The following is a 20,085-nucleotide window of genomic DNA, read 5'->3' as shown; positions in this document are numbered from 1 at the left end:
GATCGTAACCGTACGTATTCTCTTGAATAGCCCCTGTTGCATCGTCGGCGGTCAGCCTATGCTCGCCATCTGGACGACGCACAACCGCCGACCATCAGGAAACAAAAAGATCGATTGGTAATACCGGACCAAGAATCCAGATCGACTTACCCGAATGTGGATGCAGCGGCGCCGGGCCCGGTCAGGGGCCTTCGGGCCGGAGCGACCGTGCCCACGTTCTGGCCGACGGATCGGATCTGCGGGAAGAACCGGTCAACTCCGCCCAGGTGCGGGCGGGCGGCGACGGAGCAGGAGGAGGCACCGTTGCGAACGCGGCAGCCGGCGTACCTCGGTAGCGCCCTGCTCGCGGTGGCGCTGCTCCTGGGCGGCACCGGCTGCGGAAACCGGCCGGGCAGCGCGGCACCGCGCGACACGGGGCCCGGGCCGGCCGCCAGCGCCGACGCCCGGGTCGCCGAGGCGGAGAAATCCGCACTCGCCGCCTATGCCGGCTACCTGGCCGCCGTCCGGAAAGCGGAGCAGGCCGGCGATCCGCTCGACCCGCAACTGCGGAAATATCTCGCCGATCCACTACTGACCCGGGTCCGGCTCACCATTCGGGACGCGAAGGAGCATGGCGCGATGCGAACCGGGAAGCTCGTCTCCAATCCGACGGTCACCGCGATCGATCTTGACTCCGACCCGGCCACCGTCTCGATCCAGGACTGCATCGACGCCACCGGCTACCGGCTGGTCTACAAGAAGGACCGGAAGGTGGTCCCGGGCTCGGCCAGCGGCCGGCACCTCGCCACCGCGACCGCCACCCGCTATCCCGACGGCCGCTGGCTGATCAACATCGGCGCCTCGTACCAGGACCAGCCGTGCTGACCCGGCAGGGGCCGGCCTGGCGAACGTCGGCCGTGCGGGCCTGGCGAGGGCCGGCTGGGGAGGCCGTGGCCGTGTCGAGCCGGCGGGCACTCGCGGCCGGCGCCGTGGCCGTGCTGGCCCTGGCTGCCGCGCTGACGGTGTCCGGTACTCCGGCCGCCGCCGCGCCGGGTGCGGAGTGCCCGCCCGGGCAGGCCAACTGCGACGTCTGGGAGCACCTGCCCGGCGAGCCGGGCGGGGACGACGACGGCGGCGGCTCCGGTGACGGCGGCGGCTCCGGCCGCGGCAACCGGGTGTGCGAAAGGGACGACGGCACCAGGGTGCCCTGCTACGACGACGTGCTGGGCTGGTTCAACAGCGCCGACGACTGCTACTACAAGCGGGCCGAGCCGCAGCCGCCGGACGCCGAGCCGGGCACGACCGCGTACCTGAGGACGTGCAGCGCGGCGGGAAGTTCCGAGCTGGTCTACCTGACCGACCCGCCGGCTGGTTTCGCGCCGCCGGACCCCGAGCAGATGGCCCTGGACCTCTTCGCCAGGCTGACCCTGGACCCGCCGCGGATCCGTACCGCGCCGAGTGATGCGCCCGGCCTGGTCGGTGTGCCGGTCTGGCTGCACGACGCGTCGAGTTGGGAGACCGAGCGGGAGACCGCGACCGAGGGCGGCGTGACGGTCTGGATCGAGGCGATCCCGACGAAGATCGTCTGGCGGATGGGCAACGGCGAGTCGCTGGAGTGCAGCACGGCGGGCATCCCGTTCAAGGCCGGTGTCCACGACCCGCGCCGGCCACCCCGCCAGGCGTGCGCGTACGCCGGTTATCCGCGGGCGAGCAGCACCAGGCCGGGCGGGCGGTACGAGATCACGGCGGTCAAGCACTGGACCGTGCCCTGGGGCAGCAGCACCGGCGAGGGCGACGAGGACGCGCTCTCCACCGAACGCACCGACACGACTTCGATCCGAATCGACGAACTCCAGGTGGTGACGAGGTGACCGTGGCGACCAGTCCGAGCACAGGTGCGCCGATCGACGCGCCGATCACCCCGCCCCGGATCGTCCGGCAGCGCCGGATGCGACCCGGGCTGCTCGGCCTCGCCGTACTCCTGATCGCGCTCGGCGGTCTCGGGTCCGCGTTCGCGATCACCTCCGTACGCGCCACCGGCAGCTACCTCGCGGTCGCCCGGGCCGTACCCGTCGGCGCCGCACTCGCCGCCGACGACCTGGTGGCGGTGCAGGTTGCCGGCGGGCAGGGCCTCGAACCGGTCGCCGCCGACCGGCTCGGCGAGGTGGTCGGCAAGCGGGCCACCGTGACGCTGACCCCGGGCACCCTGCTGACCATGGCGCAGCTCACCGACAAGCCGCTGCTCGGCCCCGGCCAGCAGCAGATCTCGATCGGGCTGCGCCCCAGCGAGGTACCCGCGAAACGGCTCCGCCCCGGCGACCGGGTGCTGCTGTTCAGCACCGCCGGTGACGACGCGCGGGGCGCCGCCGCCCCGGCCACCCGGTTCCAGGCCACCGTCATCGACATGGCCGTCCCGGCCAGCAACTCGGTGGTCATCTACCTCGCGCTCGCCGCCAAGGACGTACCGGCCGTGGTGGCGCTGGCCACCAGCGACCGGATCGCGGTCGTACTGAACGCGGCAGCCTGACCGTGGCCATCGTCGCCCTCGTCTCGGCCAAGGGATCGCCCGGGGTCACCACGACCGCGCTCGCCTGCACGCTCAGCTGGCACCACCGGGTGGTGCTGGCCGAGTGCGACCCGTCCGGCGGCTCGGTACTGGCCGGCTACCTCGGCGGGGCGCTGCCCGGACCCCGCGGCATCGGCGAACTGGCCGTCGGCGAGCTGCGGGACGGCAACCTCGAAGAGGCGTTCTGGTCACAGCTCGTCGACCTCGACGCGCCCAGGCGGGAACGGCTGCTGCTGCCCGGCGTGGTCGACCCGGCGCAGGCCGGCAGCGTCGTACCGCTCTGGCAGCGGTTCGCCGACTTCTTCACCGGGCTGGCCAATGGCCGCCCGGCGTACGACGTGCTGGTCGACTGCGGCCGGCTCCAGGTGGTCGGTCCACCGTGGCCGCTGCTCCGGGCCGCCGACCTCGTACTGGTCGTCACCGCAGCCCGGCTGCCCCACCTGTCCAGCACCCAGGCCACCATCCGGGCGATCGAGCGGGACTTCGCCGAACACCGGGTACCGGCCGACACGCTCCGACTGCTGCTGATCGGCGGGGAGCACGGCCGCGGCGAGGTGGGCAAGGCGCTCCGGCTGCCGGTGATCGCGCAGTTGCCGGACGACCCGCGTACCGCCGAGGTGCTCAGCCACGGCGGGACCGTACGCGCCAGCCGACCGCTGATGCGTGCGGCCAGCGCCCTGGAGGTGCCGGTCCGGGCGGTCCTGGACCGGCGCCGGGCCCGGCTCGGCTGGCCGGCCGCGATCGAGGGGGTGCCTGGTGCGCTTTGAGCCGGTCTACTCGGATCCGCGCCCGCACGACCCCGACGCCGCCACCACCGCCCCGGTCTGGCAGGTCGTCCCGCACAACGGGCACCGGCCGGTACCGCTGCCGAGCGGCGACCCGATCCCCTCGTACAGCGACGGTGCGACCGCGTCGTACCACGGTGCGACGCCCTCGTACAACGGCGTGACGCCCTCGTACAACGGTGCGACGGCGTCGTACGCCCTGGTGCCGCAGCCGGTGACCCCGCCCTCCCCGCCGCCCCGGCCCCGGGTCGACTTCGCGGTGGTCCGGGAACTCCGGCGCGAACTCAGTGAACGGCTGACCCTCTGGCAGCGCGGCCGGGAGTTCAGCACCGCGGAGGAGGACGTCGGGCGGGCCCGGCTCGCCGTGGCGGTCGTCGCCGAGTACGCCGACTCCACCCGCCGGGCCGGTACCCCGATGTCGGCGACCGAGGAGCGGATGCTGCTCGACCAGGTCAACGCGGAACTGGTCGGGTTGGGTCGGTTGCAGACCCTGCTCGTCGACACCTCGATCGAAGAGGTGCACATCCTCGGCTGCGACTCGGTGCGGATCACCCGGCGCGGCGGCGGCGTGGACTGGGCCGAACCGATCGCGGACAGCGACGAGGAGATGGTGGAGATCCTCCAGGCGGCGGCGCGGCGGGCCGGCGCCACCGAACGCTCCCTCTCCACCTCGAAGCCGACCCTGGACCTGCAACTGCCGGACGGCAGCCGGCTCGCCGCCGTCTTCCTGGTCAGCCACCGCCCGTACGCGGTGATCCGGAAGCACAACACCATCGAGGTGACCCTCGACGAGATCTCCGGCGGCCGGGCCGACCTGGACGAGATGATCGACGTGCTGATCCGGGACTTCCTCCGGGCGGCGATGCGGGCCGGGCTGAACATCATGGTCGCCGGCCTGGCCGGAGCGGGCAAGACCACGGTGATCCGGGCACTGATGGACGAGATCCCGGCCGACGAGCCGTACGTGCTGCTGGAGGAGAGCCGCGAACTGCTGCCCGCCCGGCGGGGCCGCAAGCACCGGGCGGTGATGAGCTTCGAGTCCCGGGAGGGGCACGGCGACCGAGGGCCGGACGGACGGCCGGCCGGTGAGGTGACCATCGCCGACCTGATCCCGGTGGCGCTGCGGATGGGAGTACTCCGGATCATCGTCGGGGAGGTCCGGTCCCGGGAGATCGTGCCGATGCTCCAGGCGATGACCACCAGCCGGGGTTCGATGTGCACCATCCACGCCCGTACCCCGGCCGGGGTCAGCGAGCGGATCATCGAGTTGGCACTGTCGCACGGCCGGGAGATGACCGTCGAGCAGGCCCGGCGGATGGCCGGTAACGCGCTCGACCTGATCGTCTACGTAACCATCGAGGACGAGACCGCGATCGGTGGCCGCAAGCACCGGTTCGTCTCGCACGTCGAGGAGGTCGTCGGGGTCGGCGAGGGCAACCGGATCACCACGACCACCGTCTTCGGGCCGGGGCCGGACGGCCGGGCTGTCCCCCGCCATCTGCCGGAACGGGTCCGCGACCAGTTGCTCCGGGTCGGGTACGACGCGCGGCTGCTGACCCGCTACATCGAGGCGGGCACCGGTGCGTGGCGGCGGCCCCGGCACACTCGACTGGGGCGGCCGGCATGAGCCCCCTGGACCGTCCCGGCGTAGGTCCCGTCGGCTGTTCCGGCATGGGTTCCCCCGGCTGGCTCGGGCTGGGCCACCTCGGCTGGGTCGGCGTGGGTGCGCGGGGCGCGGGGGTGGCGTCGTGACGCTGCCGTCGAACGTCGAGCTGATCGCCGTACTCTCCGGGATCGCCTGCGCGACCGGGCTGGTGCTGGTGGTCGTCGCGCTGGTGGGTACGAAGCGGCCGGCGGGACCGCGCCGCGACCCGGTGCTGCGCAGGCTCTGGCTCGGCACCGGGACGAGTGCCCGGGAGCGGCGGACGCACCAGACGCTGCTGGTCGGGGCGACCGTGGCCGGGGCGTTGGCGTTCCTGCTCACCGGGTTGCCGGTGGTCGGGCTGCTGGTCGCCGTCGCGGTGCCGGGCGTGCCGTGGCTGCTCGGCACCGGTCGGGCCGAGCGGCGGGCGATCAACCGGATCGAGGCGATCGGGGAGTGGGCCCGCCGGCTGAAGGACGTCTCCGGCACCGGCCAGGGTCTCCAGCAGGCGATCATCGGTACGGTCTCGACCGCACCGGACCAGATCGACGAGGAGGTCCGCCTGCTCGCCGCCAGGCTGGCCGCCGGCTGGCAGGGCCGGGCCGCCCTGCTGGCGTTCGCCGAGGAGATCGGCGATCCGGTCTGCGACCAGGTGGTGGCGGCGCTGATCCTGCACCTGACCGACCGGGGCGAGCGGCTCGGTGACGTGCTCGGGGCGATCGCCTCGGCGGCGGCGGCCGAGGTGGTGACCCGGCGGGAGGTGGAGGCGAAGCGGGCGCAGCCCCGGTTCGCGGTGCGTTTCCTGACCGGGATGACCCTGCTGGTCCTGGCGTACGGGCTGCTGAACCGGGACTACATGGAGCCGTACGGCACGCCGGACGGGCAGTTGGTGATGGTGCTGCTCGGTGCCGCCTTCATCGCCCTGCTGGCCTGGGTGCGGGCAATGAGCCTGCCGCCCCGGCCGGCCCGGTTCCTCGCCCCGCCTGACCGGGAGGAGGCGCTCCGGTGAGCGCGAGGAGTGAGCCGGGGTTGCGAGCCCCGCAGTCGCGAACGGGCAGGGGGACAGTGAGCGCGAGGAGTGAGCCGGGGTTGCGAGCCCCGCAGTCGCGAACGGGCAGGGGGACAGCGTGATTCTGAACTGGCCCCTGACGTTCGGGGTGGTCGGCGGCGCCGCCGTCGGGCTGGGACTGTTCCTGCTGGTCCGGGAGGCGTTGCCGGCGACTCCGGCGCTCGGTCCGGCGCTGCGTCGGCTGCACCAGCCGGCCGGGCTGAGCCGGCCGGCCCGTCCTTCTTCCCGCCGCGACCTCGACTGGCTGGCCGGAGCGGCCCGCTGGCTGCGTCCACCGCACCGGCAGCTCGCGCTGATCGGGCAGTCGCCGGAGCAGTACACGCTCTCGCTGCTGCTCTCCGGGCTGATCGGGCTGGCCACCCCGGCGGTGTCGACCGCGATCCTCCTCCTCGCCGGGATCCGGCTGCCGTTCGTGGTGCCGACCGTCGGCGCGCTCGGCTTCGCGCTGCTCTGTGTGCTGATGGCGCACCGCAGCGTACTGGTGAAGGCAGAGCGGGCCCGGTGCGAGTTCCGGCAGGCCGTCTGCGCCTACCTGGACCTGGTCGCCCTGCAACTGTCTGCCGCGCACGGTCCGGTGCAGGCGCTGGAGCGGGCGGCCGAGGTCTGTGACGGCTGGGTCTTCGAGCGGATCCGGGAGGCGCTGCGGCTGGCCCAGCTCCAGATGCACTCGCCGTGGGACGAGTTGCGTGAACTGGCCGAGAAGATCGGCATCCCTGAACTCGGCGACGTGGGGGCGATCATGCAGTCCTCCGGCACCGAGGGCGCCCAGGTGCACGACTCGCTGCGGGGCCGGGCGGACTCGCTGCGCGACCAGATCCGGACCGACAACCTGGCGCGGGCCGAGGCGGTGACCAGCCGGCTGGACGTGCCGGGCGCGCTGCTGGTCTTCGTACTCGTCGGCTTCGTCCTCTATCCGTTCGTGGCGCGGATCTGACCGCTGCCCCACCGATGCACCGAAGGGAGACCCGCAATGTCGATCATCAACTACCTGCACATCGCGTTCGTCGTACGGATCGCCGAGCTGCGCCGTACCGGTGAAGGAGACCGGGGTGACAGCCCGGTCCCGACCGCGGTCATCATCTTCGGTCTGGTGGCCGCGGCCCTGGCGGTCACCGTCGCCGTGTCGCGCAGCGTCACCGACTGGATGGACGCGATTCCGGAGCCGGGCGGCGGTGGCGCGGACACCGGCCTCGATCCCGGCGGACTGCCGCAGGACTGATCCGTGCCACGCCCGCGCGCCCGCGTCGACCTGTGGCAGGACCGGGGCGCCAGCCCGGTCGAGCTGGCCGTGCTGATGCCGGCCATCCTGATCCTGCTGCTCGCCTCGATCCAGGCCGCCGCCTGGTTCATCGCCCGGGCCACCGCGCTGAACGCCGCCCAGTCGGCGGTGAGCGCACAACGCGCCTACCAGGCCGAGCCGGGCGTGGGGCAGCAGCGCGCCGAGGACTTCCTGGCGCGGGCCGGCGACTGGCTGGTCGACTGGGAGGTCACGGTCACCGTCCCGGAGCCCGGCGACACGCAGGTGAACGCCACCGTCACCGGCGAACCGCTCCGGGTGATGCCGCTGATCTCGCTGCCGCCGATCCGCGAGACGGCCTTCGGCACCGTGGAGCGGTTCACCGACGAGGACGCGCCGTGACCGGCCCGGGCGCGGGGCGGGGGGCACGCCGCCGGGACCGGGGTTCGGTGTCGGTGGAGACCGCGATCCTCACCCCGGCCTTCCTCGCCCTGGTCGCGCTGGCCGGGGTCGCCGGCCGGACCGCCGTCGCACACGAGGCGATCGAGGCCGCCGCGCACGACGCCGCCCGGGCCGCCTCGATCTCGCGTACGGCGGGTGACGGGCGGGACGCGGCCCGGGCGGCGGTGCGGAGCCGGCTCGACGCGGAAGGGCTCGCCTGCTCCGACGAGCCCGAGCTGGACTTCGCCGGCACGGTCGACGGCCAGCGGGCCGGCTTCGACGAGGTGTACGCCACCGGCCTCGGCACCGACGCCTCGGTGGTCGTCAGGGTCAGCTGCGACGTCTCGGTCCGGGACCTGCGGATGCCGCTGCTGTCGGGGGTACGGACCTACAGCACCGTCGAGGCGACGTTCGCGTCCCCGCTGGACCGCTACCGTGGCAGAGCTCTCGGGTTCGGGATTACTGAAGCTACTCCGATCACCAACCCGAGAGTGGGTGATCTCTGATGTGCGTCTGGGTGTGCTTCAGTCCCGGAACAGGCGATGGTGCAGACGTAAGCCAGGCTGGCTGGAACGGCGAATCCCGCCGTCTAGCCGCTTGTGGTGGGAACGCGGCCGATAGCGGTGAAGAATGTGAACGCAGCCAGGAACGGACCGTTGGTCAAGCTGGTGAGCCAGGTCCGGGCGGCGTTCTCGTCGAGGCCGCCGGACTGCCACGCGCGCTGGGCGACGGCGGGCATCCGCAGGATGGCGTCCGCAGCTTGATAATCGTGGAACATCGCGACGGTGGCCTCAATGGCGGTGACTTCGAACCCGACATCGTTGAGGAGCCGGCCGAGTTGCCGCCCAATGGCGGCGTTGCGAACCACCTTGCTGGTGACGTAGCGGGTGTAGGCCCGGCTCGTTGCGGTGTCGGTAGCGTCGATGGCGAGGGTGTCCCAGTCCGGTTCTGCCAGCGCGATCAGGCCGCCGGGACGTACGACTCGTCGCAGCTCGGCCACTGCCTGGCGGGGGTCGGCGAGGTGTTGCAGCACCCGATCGGTGCGTGCACGGTCGATGCTGGCGTCGTCGAGTGGCAGGGCGTGGGCATCGCCGGCTCGAACCGTGATGTGTGGGTGCGCTGCGGTTCGTTGCTGGGCTTGCGCCAGCATCGCTGGGTGGTGGTCGATACCGATGACGGCTCCCCTCTCTCCGACCGCCTTGGCCAGCGCGGGAAGGTCTGTTCCAGGTCCGCACCCGACATCGAGCACCACGTGGCCTGGGCGCAGGTCCAGCGCCGTGAGGAGTTGCTGCTTGTATCGGCGTCCAGGATCGCTGGCGGCGGCTTGGTCGAGGTAGGCGATCTGGTCGGCGGCGTGCAGGGTGCTGCTGGGCGGGGGCATGGCAGCAGGAAACCACAGTCGCCACCCGACGTGGGGGTGATGCTGTGGTGGTTGCGTGAAGATCACCCCGGTGCCGACCGGGTCGGCCCGGACGCGGGGCGGGTCAGCCTCTTCCTCGCGGTCGCGCTGATCGGCGTACTCGCGATCATCGGGCTGGCGTACGACGGTGCCGGTCAGCTCCGCACGATGCAGCGCGCCGACAACCTGGCGGCCGAGGCGGCCCGGGCCGGCGGGCAAGCGGTCGACCTGGGGCAACTGCTTCTGGACGGCACCACGCTGCTGGACCAGACCGCCGCCCGCACCGCGGTCGGCAACTACCTGGCGAGCGTGGACGGCGTCGAGCGCTGGGACGTCGACTTCGCCGTCGCCGGGGACAACTCGACGCTGACGGTCAACCTCGACCTCGACTACGACACCGTCTTCCTCGACCTGTTCGGTTTCGCCGACAACATCACGGTGCCCGGTACGGCCACCGCGACACTCCTCACCACGACGAACCGCTGAATAGGGGGCATAGCCATGCCTGCATCCCGGGCCACCCGCCGGGCCGGCCAGTTCTGCACCGGGCTCGGGGCGCTGGCCGTCCTGATCGGACTGCTCGTCGGCGCGCCCCTGGCGCTGCTGACCCTGGCCGGCAACCCGCTGCCGGACCACGTACCGGGGCTGGACGAGATCGGCACCGCGCTGACCAGCCGGGACGACGGTCAACTTTTCCTCCGGACACTCGCGGTGGTCGGTTGGGCCGGCTGGGCCACCTTCGCCATCTCGGTACTGGTCGAGGTACCGGCCCGGATCCTGCGCCGGCCGGCGATCCGGCTGCCCGGACTCGGCCGCCAGCAACGCTGGGCCGCCACCCTGGTCGGCTCGGTGGCGCTGGTCCTGGCGGTCAGCCCGGCCGCCACCGCCGCCGCGACGGTGCTGGGGTCCACCGCGGCGGTGGCGGCCCAGCCGGGCATGGTGGCAGGTCAGCCGGGCATGGCAGCGGCCAAGCCGGGTGTGGCGGGAGAGCCCCCCGTCGTGGGGCAGCCGGGGACGGCCGGCATCGGGCAGGCGGTGAACGGTGGGCGGCCGGTCAGTGGGGACGGCGGACCGGCGTCCGGGCCGGCGCCGCACTGGCTGGCCGGCGAGCCTGCCTCCGGGCCCGCGCCGCACTGGCTGGCCGGCGAGCCGGAGAAGCAGCCGGAGCCGGTGTACCGGGTGGAGCGCGGCGACTACCTGGGCCACATCGCCGGCCGCTACCTCGGCGACTTCGACCGCTATCCGGAACTGGCCCGGCTCAACGAGATCCGCGACCCGGACCGGATCCGGCCGGGCCAACTACTGCACCTGCCCCCGTCCGCCGAGGACCGGGGTGCCCGCCCGCATGCCACCGGGCTGGTCGCGATCCCGCCGCCGCCCGGCGGTTGGCAGCCGACCGTACCCGTCGATCCAACGTCGAAGTCCGGACAGCCGGACGTGCCGCAACCACCGGTCGGTCCGCAAGCACCGGCAGACCCGCCGTCGGCGCAGCCGTCCGGTGGTGATGGCGGCGGCACCGCCTACCGGGTCACCGCCTCGCGGGCCGGCGCGGCGGAGGAACTGAACCGGCCGCTCGCGGTCTCGGCGGTGATCGCGGTGGCCAGCATCGTCGGCGCGCAGGTGGGTGCGGTCTTCGGGCTGCGGAACCGCTCGGGCCGCCGGCCCAGCTTCGGCAACGGCCGGCACCGGTTACGTGGCTGAGCGAGCCGGGACAGGCACCGATCCTCAGGGCAGGCGGGTCTGTAGGACGCCGCCGACCACCCGGGTGGGCAGGATCTGCTGGTCGGTGCTGGCCGGGCCGTGCACCACCTCGCCGCCGTCCAGCTCGAACATGCTGCCGTGCCAGGGACACTTCACGCAGGTGCGCCCGTTCTCCCGGACGACCTCGCCGGCACCGAGCGGGCCGCTCTGGTGGGCGCACCGCTCCAGCATCACCGTGACGTCGTCGCCGTCCCGGTAGACGATGACCGCGACGTCGTCGATCCGGCGGGTCAGCAGCTCCTTCTGCGGCAGCGCGGACATGTCGGCCAGCGCGTGCCAGCCGTCCTCGATCCGGCGCAGGTCCGGCACCCCCTGGTTGACGTTGGCCGCCTGCTTGTAGGCGAGGTGCCCACCGATGAACCCGCCGCTGCCTGCGGCGGCCAGGCCCAGGTAGCCGAGGGCACGGCCGAGACCGTGCCGTCCGGAGAGTCGGGCGCCCAGCGAGCCGGCGTACATCGCGATGGCCACGCCGTTGGCGAGCGCGTGCACCAGACCCACCCGCTGCTGCTCCCGGGAGAGCGCCCCCCAGTCGTTCCAGCCCGAGATCGCGGTCGGCACCGCGACGGCCGTACCGACCGCCACCAGGGTGGTGGCGGCCCGCCGCTGGTCGGGCATCAGGTCCAGGACGGCCGTACTGATCCAGGCGCCGAGCGGCACCTGGACCAGCGCCGGGTGCAACGGGTGCCCGATCGGCACCCCGTGCAGGAGGTCGCGCAGCCACTGCGGGCGGATCGCCGCAGCGACCACCCGCTGCATGCGTTCCGCCGTCCGGTCCAGGCCGGTCGCCTGCTCAAGTTTCAGGATCGCTCGCACCGACCCGGACTACCCGGCGCGGCGGCGGACAAACCTCGCGTCCCCGTGGATCGGCCCGATACCACCCGGACGGGTTACCCCGACCCGCTCCGGGTAGACCGCCCGACATGCGGGTCGCGATCACCGGAGCCACCGGGAACGTCGGTACGGCGTTGCTGCGTCGGCTGGCCCGCGAGCCGGACGTCGAGGTGGTCGGCATCGCCCGGCGCTGCCCGCCGGCGGAGGCCGGGGCGCCGTACGACCGCGTGCGGTGGCACGCCGCCGACCTCGGGGACCCGGGCTGCCTGCACTCCCTGGCCGAACGCCTGGCCGGGGTGGATGCGGTGGTGCACCTGGCCTGGCAGGTCCAGCCCAGTGACCAGCGGGGACGGCTGCGCCAGACCAATATCAACGGCAGCCGACACGTCGTCAACGCGATGCTGGCGGCCGGGGTGCCGAAACTGGTGTACGCCTCCTCGATCGGGACGTACGCGCCCGGGCCGAAGGACCGGCGGGTCGACGAGAACTGGCCGGTCACCGGCGTCGGGCGCTCCGGCTACAGCGTCGACAAGGCGGCCGTGGAGGCGATGCTCGTCGACGCCGAACGCGACTATCCGGTACTCCGGGTCACCCGGCTGCGCACCGCGCTGGTACTCCAGCACAACGCCGGGGCCGAGGTCACCCGGTACGTTCTCGGCCGGTTCGCGCCGGTCGCGCTGCTCCGTCCGGGCCGGCTGGCGGTGGTACCGAGGCACCGCCGGCTACGGGTCCAGGTAGTGCACGCCGACGACGCCGCCGAGGCGTACCTGCGGGCGCTGCGCAGTGACCGGACCGGCGCGTTCAACATCGCCGCCGAGCCGGTGCTGGACGGACCGCTGGTCGCGGCGGTACTGGGCGGCTGGGCGGCCCCACTGCCGCTGGCCCTACTCCGGCTGCTGGCCCGGGCCGCCTGGTGGACCCGGATGGCGCCGGTGGACGAGGGCTGGCTGGAGCTGGGTGCGGCGGTCCCGCTGCTGGACTGCTCCCGGGCGGAGCGTGAGCTGGGCTGGCGACCTCGGCGGGACGCCCGGGACACGCTGCGGGAGCTGCTCGGGTGAATGGCCGGGTCAGCGGTGGTTTCAGGTGGCACAGTGGGACACCATGGACCGGACCCGGGTGCAGGACTGGATCGTCGACTACGAGCGTGCCTGGCGTACCCCGGGCACCGAACCACTCGCCGCGATCTTCACCTCCGACGCGAGCTATCTGCAGGGGCCGTACCGGGAGCCGGTGGTCGGGCTGCGGAACATCGCCGAGATGTGGGAGGCCGAGCGGGAGGGCCCGGCCGAGGAGTTCGAGATGACCAGCGAGATCGTCGCGGTCGACGGTGCCGTCGGGGTGGCCCGGATCGAGGTCCGGTACGGCAGGGGCGAGGAGTTCCGGGACCTCTGGATCATGACCTTCGCCGGGGACGGCCGGTGCGCGGCGTTCGAGGAGTGGCCCGTCTCGCCACCCTCCTGACCGGCCCCGGAGCCACCATCCAGGGGTCCGGTACCGTCGGCCGCGACGACACCAGCGGCGGGGGGGGTAGCACGGCATGACGGTCCGGGACGGCGACACCGGCGGCGGAGGCTCGACCGGGGACGAGATCCTCGCGGTCGGCCAGCCGGTGACGATCCACCTGGTCAAGGCCCCACGGCCCGACCTGCGCTATCCCGCGTCGGTGCTCTTCGACGACGGCGTCCACCTCGCGGTCCGGGCGCCCTGGGCCGGCGACCTGGTCCGGGACATGGGCTTCGTCCGGTTCGAGCCGGGTGACGTCTGGACCGAGCACTACTGGCGCGACCGGTGGTACTCGGTCAAGGAGGTCCGCGACGCCGCCGACACGCGCAAGGGCTGGTACTGCGACGTGACCCGGCCGGCGACCGTGCGGGACGGCGTGATCGTGGTGTCGGACCTGGACCTCGACCTGTGGGCGTCCGCCGACCTGAGCCAGGTGCTCCGGCTCGACGAGGACGAGTTCCTCGCCAGCGGACTGCCCGAGCGGGATCCGGCCACGGCGGCCCGGGCCCGGCAGGCCCTCGACGAGCTGGCCGAACTGGCTGTCGGCGGCTTCGACGCGCTCACCGGGCGGTAACCGGCCGGGCGGCCCGGATCGACGACCTAGGGGGTGTGGATTCGGGGGCCGGGGCGGCATCCTTGTCCGGTGGGCGTACGAGTCGAGGAGAACGGTCCGGTTCGGACGGTGGTGCTGTCCCGGCCGCAGACCAGGAACGCGGTGGACGGTCCGACCGCGCGGGAGCTGGCCGCAGCGTTCCGGAGTTTCGACGCCGACGAGCGGGCCTCGGTGGCGGTGCTCTGGGGTGAGGGCGGCACGTTCTGCTCCGGCGCCGACCTGAAGGCGATCACCACCTCCAGCGGCAACCGGGTCGAGCCGGAGGGCGACGGCCCGATGGGGCCGACCCGGATGCGCCTGGGCAAGCCGGTCATCGCCGCCGTCTCCGGGTACGCCGTCGCGGGCGGGCTGGAGCTGGCGCTCTGGTGCGACCTGCGGGTCGCCGAGTCCGACGCGGTCTTCGGGGTGTTCAGCCGCCGCTGGGGCGTACCGCTGATCGACGGCGGGACGGTGCGGCTGGCCCGGCTGATCGGGCAGAGCCGGGCGATGGATCTGATCCTGACCGGCCGGCCCGTGCCGGCTCCGGAGGCGTACCAGATGGGTCTGGTCAACCGGCTCGTCGAGCCGGGCGAGGCGCGGGCCGCCGCCGAGGCGCTGGCGGTCGAGATCGCCGGTTTCCCACAGACCTGCCTACGCAACGACCGACTCTCCACGCTGGCCGCCGCCGGCCGGCCGGAGGAGGAGGCGATGCGCACCGAGCTGGCGTACGGGATGAACTCGCTCGCCACCGACGCCACCGACGGGGTGGCCCGGTTCACCTCGGGTGAGGGCCGGCACGGGTCGTTCGGCCGGGCGTGAGCCCGGACGACGGGCGCGCACCGGCGCTACCGCCCGGACCCACCGGCGCTACGGCCTGGGCGGGCTCCGGCGCTCCGGCAGCCGGCGCGGGTCAGGCCGGCAGCGGCGGCAGCGGGAGCGGCAGCGCGGGCAGGCCGTCGAGGCTGCTGCCGACGTGCTCCTTCCGCTCGCAGTACGCGGCGAACTCGTCGTCGGTCTTCCGGCCGAAGTAGTCGGCGTGCAGCGTCCGCTCCGCCCGGTAGTCCATGAACGGGACCGCATAGCCGCAGGTGTCGCTGATCCGGCGCGCCTCGACCAGCACGATCGCCCGCAGTCCGGCCGCGTCGGCCTGTCCCGGGAAGTGGCGGACCAGCTCCGTCCACCGGGGATCGTCCCGGAACACCGCCTCGCCCCGGCCGTGCACCCGGACGACGTTCGGCGGGCCGTCGAAGGCGCACCACATCAGGGTTATCCGCCCGTTCTCCCGCAGGTGCGCGATGGTCTCCGCCCCGCTGCCGCCGAAGTCCAGGTATGCCACGGTCTGCTCGTCGAGCACCGCGAGCGTCCCGGCGCGGCCCTTGGGCGAGAGGTTGACGTGCCCGTCGGCGGCGAGCGGCGCGGTCGCCACGAAGAAGACCTTCTGCTCCTCGATGAAGCTCCGGAGCCTGCCGTCGATCCGGTCGTACGTCTTCCCCATCCGACATCCCCCTCGTCAGCTCGGGAACACCCTAGTAGCGGCGCGCAACCTACCGGTGGTGGTGGCGCGGTGGCGGGCACGACCGGCCGGCGCGCCGTCAACTCGGCTCGGCGGTACGCAGCCAGACGGCGGTGTCGGAGGGCAGCAGGTCCCCGTCCACCGGGCGGCTGGCCAGCAGGCGGCTCTGGTGCGGCGGAAGCGGTACGGCAGCCGGGGAGAGGTTCACCACGCAGGCGAACCCCGGATCGCGGGCGAAGGCCAGTACGCCGTCCGGCGCCGACAGCCAGCGCAGCGTGCCGTCGCCGAGCGCGGGCAGGCGGCGGCGAATTTGGATCGCCGCGCGGTACAGCTCCAGCATCGAGTGCGGGTCGTCGGTCTGGGCCTGCACGGTCTGGTCCTTCCAGGCGGCAGGCTGCGGCAGCCAGGGCGGGGTCGAGGCGCCCTCCGGGCTGAACCCGAACGGCGCCGTGTCACCGGACCACGGCAGTGGCACCCGGCAGCCGTCCCGACCCGGGTCGACGAATCCGGAGCGCGGATACATCGGGTCCTGACGCAGCGCGGGTGGGATGTCCTCGACCTCCCAGAGCCCCAGCTCCTCGCCCTGGTAGACGTAGGCGGCACCGGGCAGGGAGAGCGAGAGCAGCGCGGCGGCCCGGGCCCGCACCGTACCCAGTTCCAGATCGGTGTACGTCCCCTCGCGCTTGCTCGCGAAGCTGAACGTGGTGTCGGCCCGGCCGTACCGGGTGACCACCCGGGTCACGTCGTGGTTGGAGAGCACCCAGGTGGCCGGGGCACCGATCGGGGCGTGCTCGGCGAGCGTGCCGTCGATGCTCTCCCGCAGCTTCGCCGCGTCCCAGGCGCAGCTGAGGAAGTCGAAGTTGAACGCGGTGTGCAGCTCGTCCGGGCGCAGGTAGTTGGTGAACCGCTGCCGGTCCGGCAGCCACACCTCGCCGATCAGTGCGCGCGGCTCGGGGTAGCTGTCGGCGATCCGCCGCCAGCTCCGGTAGATGTCGTGCACTCCGTCCAGGTCGTGGAACGGATGCGGTGAGCCCGCCACCACCTCGGGCAGGGTGGCGTCCTTGAGCAGCAGCGCCGCCGAGTCGATCCGGATGCCGTCCACGCCACGGTCGAACCAGAACCGCAGGATCTCCTCGAACTCGGCGCGTACCCGCGGGTGGTCCCAGTTGAGGTCGGGCTGCTCGGCGGCGAACAGGTGCAGGTACCAGTCGCCCGGGGTGCCGTCCGGATTGGTGGTCCGGGTCCAGGTCTGGCCACCGAACTCGCCGACCCAGTCGGTCGGCGGCCGGTCGCCGTCCGGGCCGCGACCGGGGCGGAACCAGAACAGCTCCCGTTCCGGCGCTCCCGGGCCGCCGGCCAGCGCGGCCTGGAACCAGGGGTGCCGGTCCGAGCAGTGGTTCGGCACCAGGTCCGCGATGATCCGCAGGCCCTGACCGTGTGCCTCGGCGATCAACTCCTCCACCTCGCCGAGTGTCCCGAAGACCGGATCGACGGCCCGGAAGTCGGAGACGTCGTAGCCGGCGTCGGCCATCGGCGACGGATACCAGGGGCCGAACCAGATGGCGTCGACGCCCAACCCGGACAGGTAGCCCAGCCGTTTCCGGATGCCGGCGATGTCGCCGATGCCGTCACCGTTGTCGTCGGCGAAGCTGCGCGGGTAGACCTGGTAGATCACCGCGTCTCGCCACCACCGGCGGCGCTTCGATGTGGACACGAGTACCTGCTCCCTGCTCGGTGGCGGCGAGGCGTGCCGTCTTTCGTACCGATGACGATACAAACTCGATTCCCGCACCGCAATAACGCGACAGAACCCTGAAAGACGGCGACTGAAGTCCAGCTGCCGGTCAGTGCCGGGGAGCGGGCGCGGTCGATCCGCGTACCACCAGCTCGGGTTCGAAGAGCAGCTCGTCGGTGAGTACCCCGACCCCCTCGATCTGGTTCACCAGCAGGTCCACCGCGGCCTGCCCCATCGTCTCGATCGGCTGCCGGACCGTGGTCAGCGGCGGGTCGGTGCAGGTCATCAGAGCCGAGTCGTCGAAGCCGACCACCGAGATGTCGGCCGGGACCGACCGCCCCAGCCGGCGGGCGGCCCGGATGGTGCCGAGCGCCATCACGTCGCTGGCACAGATGATCCCGGTCACGCCCCGCTCGATCAGCTTGCTCGCCGCGACCCGGGCGCCCTCCATGGAGAAGCTGGACCGCTCCAGGCACTCCTCGCCGTCGGCCCAGCCGGCGACGTTCGCCATCGCCGCGAGCTTCCGGCGGGACGGCACGTGGTCGGCGGGCCCCAGGACCAGGCCGATCCGCTCGTGACCGAGCGACCGCAGGTGCCCGTACGCCTGCTCGACCGCCACCGCGTCGTCGGTCGACACACACGGAAAGCCCAACTCGTCGACACCGGCGTTGACCAGCACCACCGGCAGGCCCCGGTCGGTGAGCCGCCGGTAGTGGTCGTGTGGGGCGTCGGCCAGGGCGTACGAGCCACCGGCGAAGATCACCCCGGAGACCTGGTGGTCCAGCAGCATCTCCACGTAGTCCATCTCGGAGATCCCGCCGATGGTCCGGGCGCAGAGCGCCGGGGTCAGTCCGCGCTGGGCGAGCGATCCGGTGACCACCTCGGCCAGGGCCGGGAAGATCGGGTTCTGCAACTCCGGCAGAACGAGCCCGACCAGCCGGGCCCGTTCGCCGCGCAGCTTGCTGGGACGCTCGTAACCGAGCACGTCCAGCGCGGTGAGCACGGCGACCCGGGTGCTCTCGGAGACGCCTTCCCGTCCGTTGAGCACCCGGCTCACCGTGGCCTCGCTGACCCCGGCCTTTCGGGCCACCTCGGTGAGTCTTCTGGTCACGGCCGCGATGGTACGACAGGCGCTTGCAAAAACCGAACCGCAGTTCGTCGCGCTACGGCAGCAACTCGCGCACCGCTGTCTCGATCGCCCGGTGGAAGGTCGGGTAGGCGTAGATCATTCCAGCCAGGGTGCTCACCGGGACCTCGGCGTGCACCGCCACCGCCAGAGCGCTCAGCACCTCGCCACCGGCGGGACCGACCGAGGTCGCCCCGACCAGTACGCCCCGGTCGGCGTCGGCGACCAGCTTGAGGAAGCCCTCGTCGCCCACCTGGTGGATCCAGCCCCGACTCGACTCGGAGAGTGGGGTGAAGCCGATCCGGACGTTGCACCCCTGCTCCCGGGCCTGCTGCTCGGTCAGCCCGACCGCACCCACCTCCGGATCGGTGAAGGTCACCCGGGGCAGCGCCCGGTAGTCCGCCCGGCACCCGTCGCCGGCCGTGCCGTCGACCGCGCCGGCCCGGCGCAGGATGTCGTCGATCGCGATCCCGGCCTGGTACATCGCCACGTGGGTGAAGGCGCCGTGCCCGGTCAGGTCGCCGACCGCCCAGATCCCGTCGCCGGCCCGCATCCGGTCGTCCGTGGTCACGAACCGCTGCGTCGGGTCCAGCCCGACCGTCTCCAGGCCGAGCGTGTCGAGTACGGCCCGCCGGCCGGTGGCCACCAGCAGCCGTTCGCCCCGGAGCCGGTCCCCGTCGGCCAGGTGCACGGTGAAGCCGCTGTCGTCGTGCCCGACCCGCTCCGCCCGGGCCCCGGTGTGCACCGCCACCCCGTCGGCGCGCAGCGCCGCGGCGACCCGCTCGGACGACTCCGGTTCCTCCCGCGCGAGCACCCGCTCGCCGGCCTCCACCATGGCGACCCGGACACCGAACCGGGCGAGGACCTGGGCGACCTCGGCGCCGATCGCCCCACCGCCGAGGATCACCACCGACCCGGGCAGCTCGGCCAGCTCCATCGCCTCCCGGTTGGTCCAGTACGGCGTGCCGGCCAGCCCCGGCACCGGCGGGACGGCCGGGGTGGTGCCGGTACCCAGCACGACGCCGACCCGGGCCCGGAACGTCCGGTCGCCGACCCGGACCAGGCCGGGGCCGACCAGCCGGCCGGAGCCCCGGACGAACCGGCCGCCCGCCGAGGTGAACCGCTCGACCGCGGCGTCGTCGGTCCAGCCGGCGGTTGCCTCCTCGCGGATCCGCTTGGCCACGACGCTCCAGTCCGGCTCGACCCGGGCCCGCCCGGCAAGGTGGTCGACCCGGCGTGCCTCGGCGAGCGCGTTGGCGGCCCGAATCATGATCTTGCTCGGCACGCACCCCCAGTACGGGCACTCACCGCCGACGAGATCGCGCTCGATGCCGACGACCGAGAGGCCGGCGGCGGCGAGCCGGTTCGCCGTCTCCGCACCGCCCACGCCCAGCCCGACCACCACCACGTCGACCTCCGCCGGCGCCCCGCTGGGCGCGATCGCACCGGTCTCCATCTGGGTCCGCTCCTGTTCAGCCATACCGCCACCTTTCCCGATCCGCCGGCCCGTTGCTCGTCGGAGCCGCTCCGGCAACCGGCGCTCGGCAACGGTATCGCCGGCTACCGGAATGCGGGCCAGGGCTCCGGCCTTCAGGCCGGGGGTGAAGGCCCGCGCTGGGAGGGCCGCTAGGCCCGTGTCTTAACCGGGACGGTTCTGCTGCTCGATGTACTGCTTTACGACGGTTAGCGGTGCGCCGCCGACGGAGCCCGCGAAGTACGAGCCCGACCAGAGCTTGTTGACCCGGTAGTAATGACGTACGAGGTCCGGGAACTCCTGCCTCAGTCGCCGTGAGGAGACGCCCTTGAGGGAGTTGACCAGCCGGGCGACGGCCACCTTGGGTGGGAAGTTGACCAGGAGGTGTACGTGGTTGTTCTCGCCGTTGAACTCGACTAAGGATCTGGCGGC

22 protein-coding genes and 1 pseudogene are annotated in these 20,085 nt (G+C 72.9%); 16 read left to right on the top strand and 7 right to left on the bottom strand.

Translation table 11 applies throughout. From position 1 onward, the window contains the following. The first annotated feature begins 303 nt into the window (after positions 1-303). The 10 genes from EV371_RS07960 to EV371_RS07915 all read left to right on the top strand — a co-directional run bounded on the left by EV371_RS07960 (position 304) and on the right by EV371_RS07915 (position 8,225). Entirely contained in the window at positions 304-864 is a 561-nt protein-coding gene (locus EV371_RS07960) for a hypothetical protein (RefSeq protein ID WP_130461475.1), read from the top strand. 71 nt (positions 865-935) lie between these two features. Continuing rightward, positions 936-1,850: a hypothetical protein gene (locus EV371_RS07955; RefSeq protein WP_486484536.1), complete on the top strand. Its 915-nt coding sequence runs from the start codon at positions 936-938 to the stop codon at positions 1,848-1,850. After that, positions 1,847-2,506, top strand: a complete 660-nt coding sequence (locus tag EV371_RS07950; RefSeq protein ID WP_130461474.1) for an SAF domain-containing protein — start codon at positions 1,847-1,849, stop codon at positions 2,504-2,506. Before EV371_RS07955 ends, EV371_RS07950 begins: the two co-directional genes overlap by 4 nt. A gap of 2 nt (positions 2,507-2,508) precedes the next feature. Continuing rightward, positions 2,509-3,312 (top strand): P-loop NTPase family protein, encoded by an 804-nt coding sequence (locus EV371_RS07945; protein ID WP_130461473.1) that lies wholly within the window; start codon positions 2,509-2,511, stop codon positions 3,310-3,312. Next, positions 3,302-4,957, top strand: coding sequence for a CpaF/VirB11 family protein (locus EV371_RS07940; RefSeq protein ID WP_486484535.1), 1,656 nt, complete (start codon positions 3,302-3,304; stop codon positions 4,955-4,957). The genes EV371_RS07945 and EV371_RS07940 overlap by 11 nt, the downstream gene beginning before the upstream one ends. A 121-nt stretch (positions 4,958-5,078) precedes the next feature. Then, positions 5,079-5,981: a type II secretion system F family protein gene (locus EV371_RS07935; RefSeq protein ID WP_486484534.1), complete on the top strand. Its 903-nt coding sequence runs from the start codon at positions 5,079-5,081 to the stop codon at positions 5,979-5,981. Positions 5,982-6,102: 121 nt separating this feature from the next. Further along, positions 6,103-6,975 (top strand): type II secretion system F family protein, encoded by an 873-nt coding sequence (locus EV371_RS07930; RefSeq protein WP_130465741.1) that lies wholly within the window; start codon positions 6,103-6,105, stop codon positions 6,973-6,975. A gap of 36 nt (positions 6,976-7,011) precedes the next feature. Continuing rightward, complete coding sequence (locus EV371_RS07925) at positions 7,012-7,260, top strand: hypothetical protein (RefSeq protein ID WP_130461472.1); 249 nt, start codon at positions 7,012-7,014, stop codon at positions 7,258-7,260. 3 nt (positions 7,261-7,263) lie between these two features. Next, positions 7,264-7,680 (top strand): TadE family protein, encoded by a 417-nt coding sequence (locus tag EV371_RS07920; RefSeq protein WP_349337822.1) that lies wholly within the window; start codon positions 7,264-7,266, stop codon positions 7,678-7,680. Further along, complete coding sequence (locus EV371_RS07915) at positions 7,677-8,225, top strand: TadE/TadG family type IV pilus assembly protein (protein WP_130461471.1); 549 nt, start codon at positions 7,677-7,679, stop codon at positions 8,223-8,225. Before EV371_RS07920 ends, EV371_RS07915 begins: the two co-directional genes overlap by 4 nt. Before the next feature lie 83 nt (positions 8,226-8,308). Here EV371_RS07915 and EV371_RS07910 read toward each other — a convergent pair whose 3' ends face one another. Continuing rightward, positions 8,309-9,100, bottom strand: coding sequence for a methyltransferase domain-containing protein (locus tag EV371_RS07910; RefSeq protein WP_130461470.1), 792 nt, complete (start codon positions 9,098-9,100; stop codon positions 8,309-8,311). Between the two features lie 51 nt (positions 9,101-9,151). Here EV371_RS07910 and EV371_RS07905 point away from each other — a divergent pair, with 51 nt between their 5' ends. After that, the gene (locus EV371_RS07905) at positions 9,152-9,604 is read left to right on the top strand and encodes a hypothetical protein (RefSeq protein ID WP_486484533.1); all 453 of its coding nucleotides are present in this window, start codon (positions 9,152-9,154) and stop codon (positions 9,602-9,604) included. 15 nt (positions 9,605-9,619) lie between these two features. After that, complete coding sequence (locus EV371_RS07900) at positions 9,620-10,819, top strand: LysM peptidoglycan-binding domain-containing protein (RefSeq protein WP_130461468.1); 1,200 nt, start codon at positions 9,620-9,622, stop codon at positions 10,817-10,819. Between the two features lie 24 nt (positions 10,820-10,843). Here the strand turns inward: EV371_RS07900 and EV371_RS07895 are convergent, their stop codons facing one another. Further along, complete coding sequence (locus tag EV371_RS07895; protein ID WP_130461467.1) at positions 10,844-11,692, bottom strand: Rieske (2Fe-2S) protein; 849 nt, start codon at positions 11,690-11,692, stop codon at positions 10,844-10,846. 107 nt (positions 11,693-11,799) lie between these two features. Here EV371_RS07895 and EV371_RS07890 point away from each other — a divergent pair, with 107 nt between their 5' ends. The 4 genes from EV371_RS07890 to EV371_RS07875 all read left to right on the top strand — a co-directional run bounded on the left by EV371_RS07890 (position 11,800) and on the right by EV371_RS07875 (position 14,624). Further along, complete coding sequence (locus EV371_RS07890) at positions 11,800-12,768, top strand: NAD-dependent epimerase/dehydratase family protein (RefSeq protein WP_130461466.1); 969 nt, start codon at positions 11,800-11,802, stop codon at positions 12,766-12,768. 25 nt (positions 12,769-12,793) lie between these two features. Next, positions 12,794-13,171 (top strand): nuclear transport factor 2 family protein, encoded by a 378-nt coding sequence (locus EV371_RS07885; protein ID WP_349337816.1) that lies wholly within the window; start codon positions 12,794-12,796, stop codon positions 13,169-13,171. Positions 13,172-13,247: 76 nt separating this feature from the next. Beyond that, a complete protein-coding gene (locus EV371_RS07880; protein WP_130461465.1) occupies positions 13,248-13,787 on the top strand; it encodes a DUF402 domain-containing protein in 540 nt (179 codons plus the stop codon). Positions 13,788-13,856: 69 nt separating this feature from the next. Continuing rightward, complete coding sequence (locus EV371_RS07875) at positions 13,857-14,624, top strand: crotonase/enoyl-CoA hydratase family protein (RefSeq protein ID WP_130461464.1); 768 nt, start codon at positions 13,857-13,859, stop codon at positions 14,622-14,624. A 91-nt stretch (positions 14,625-14,715) separates the two neighbouring features. On the opposite strand, the gene EV371_RS07870 is transcribed toward EV371_RS07875, so the two are convergent. From EV371_RS07870 to tnpA, 5 genes and pseudogenes are all read right to left on the bottom strand, one after another. Then, positions 14,716-15,300, bottom strand: coding sequence for a pyridoxamine 5'-phosphate oxidase family protein (locus EV371_RS07870; RefSeq protein WP_130461463.1), 585 nt, complete (start codon positions 15,298-15,300; stop codon positions 14,716-14,718). 97 nt (positions 15,301-15,397) lie between these two features. Continuing rightward, complete coding sequence (locus EV371_RS07865) at positions 15,398-17,032, bottom strand: alpha-amylase family glycosyl hydrolase (protein WP_130461462.1); 1,635 nt, start codon at positions 17,030-17,032, stop codon at positions 15,398-15,400. A gap of 130 nt (positions 17,033-17,162) precedes the next feature. Beyond that, a complete protein-coding gene (locus tag EV371_RS07860; RefSeq protein ID WP_130461461.1) occupies positions 17,163-18,164 on the bottom strand; it encodes a substrate-binding domain-containing protein in 1,002 nt (333 codons plus the stop codon). 52 nt (positions 18,165-18,216) lie between these two features. After that, positions 18,217-19,659, bottom strand: coding sequence for a dihydrolipoyl dehydrogenase family protein (locus tag EV371_RS07855; protein ID WP_486484532.1), 1,443 nt, complete (start codon positions 19,657-19,659; stop codon positions 18,217-18,219). 159 nt (positions 19,660-19,818) lie between these two features. After that, positions 19,819-20,073 (bottom strand): annotated as a pseudogene (gene tnpA, locus EV371_RS07850) (IS200/IS605 family transposase); the annotation flags it as partial. Between the last annotated feature and the right edge of the window lie 12 nt (positions 20,074-20,085).

It is taken from the genome of Plantactinospora sp. CNZ321 (assembly GCF_004217235.1).
This window is presented reverse-complemented; position numbering and strand designations above follow the sequence as displayed.

Bases quoted from the DNA above. Each gene is read 5' to 3' on its own strand.
- EV371_RS07900 (WP_130461468.1), top strand. From the start codon at position 9,620: ATGCCTGCATCCCGGGCCACCCGCCGGGCCGGCCAGTTCTGCACCGGG.
- EV371_RS07925 (WP_130461472.1), top strand. From the start codon at position 7,012: ATGTCGATCATCAACTACCTGCACATCGCGTTCGTCGTACGGATCGCC.
- EV371_RS07910 (WP_130461470.1), bottom strand. From the start codon at position 9,100: ATGCCCCCGCCCAGCAGCACCCTGCACGCCGCCGACCAGATCGCCTAC.
- EV371_RS07880 (WP_130461465.1), top strand. From the start codon at position 13,248: ATGACGGTCCGGGACGGCGACACCGGCGGCGGAGGCTCGACCGGGGAC.
- EV371_RS07855 (WP_486484532.1), bottom strand. From the start codon at position 19,659: ATGGCTGAACAGGAGCGGACCCAGATGGAGACCGGTGCGATCGCGCCC.
- EV371_RS07870 (WP_130461463.1), bottom strand. From the start codon at position 15,300: ATGGGGAAGACGTACGACCGGATCGACGGCAGGCTCCGGAGCTTCATC.
- EV371_RS07890 (WP_130461466.1), top strand. From the start codon at position 11,800: ATGCGGGTCGCGATCACCGGAGCCACCGGGAACGTCGGTACGGCGTTG.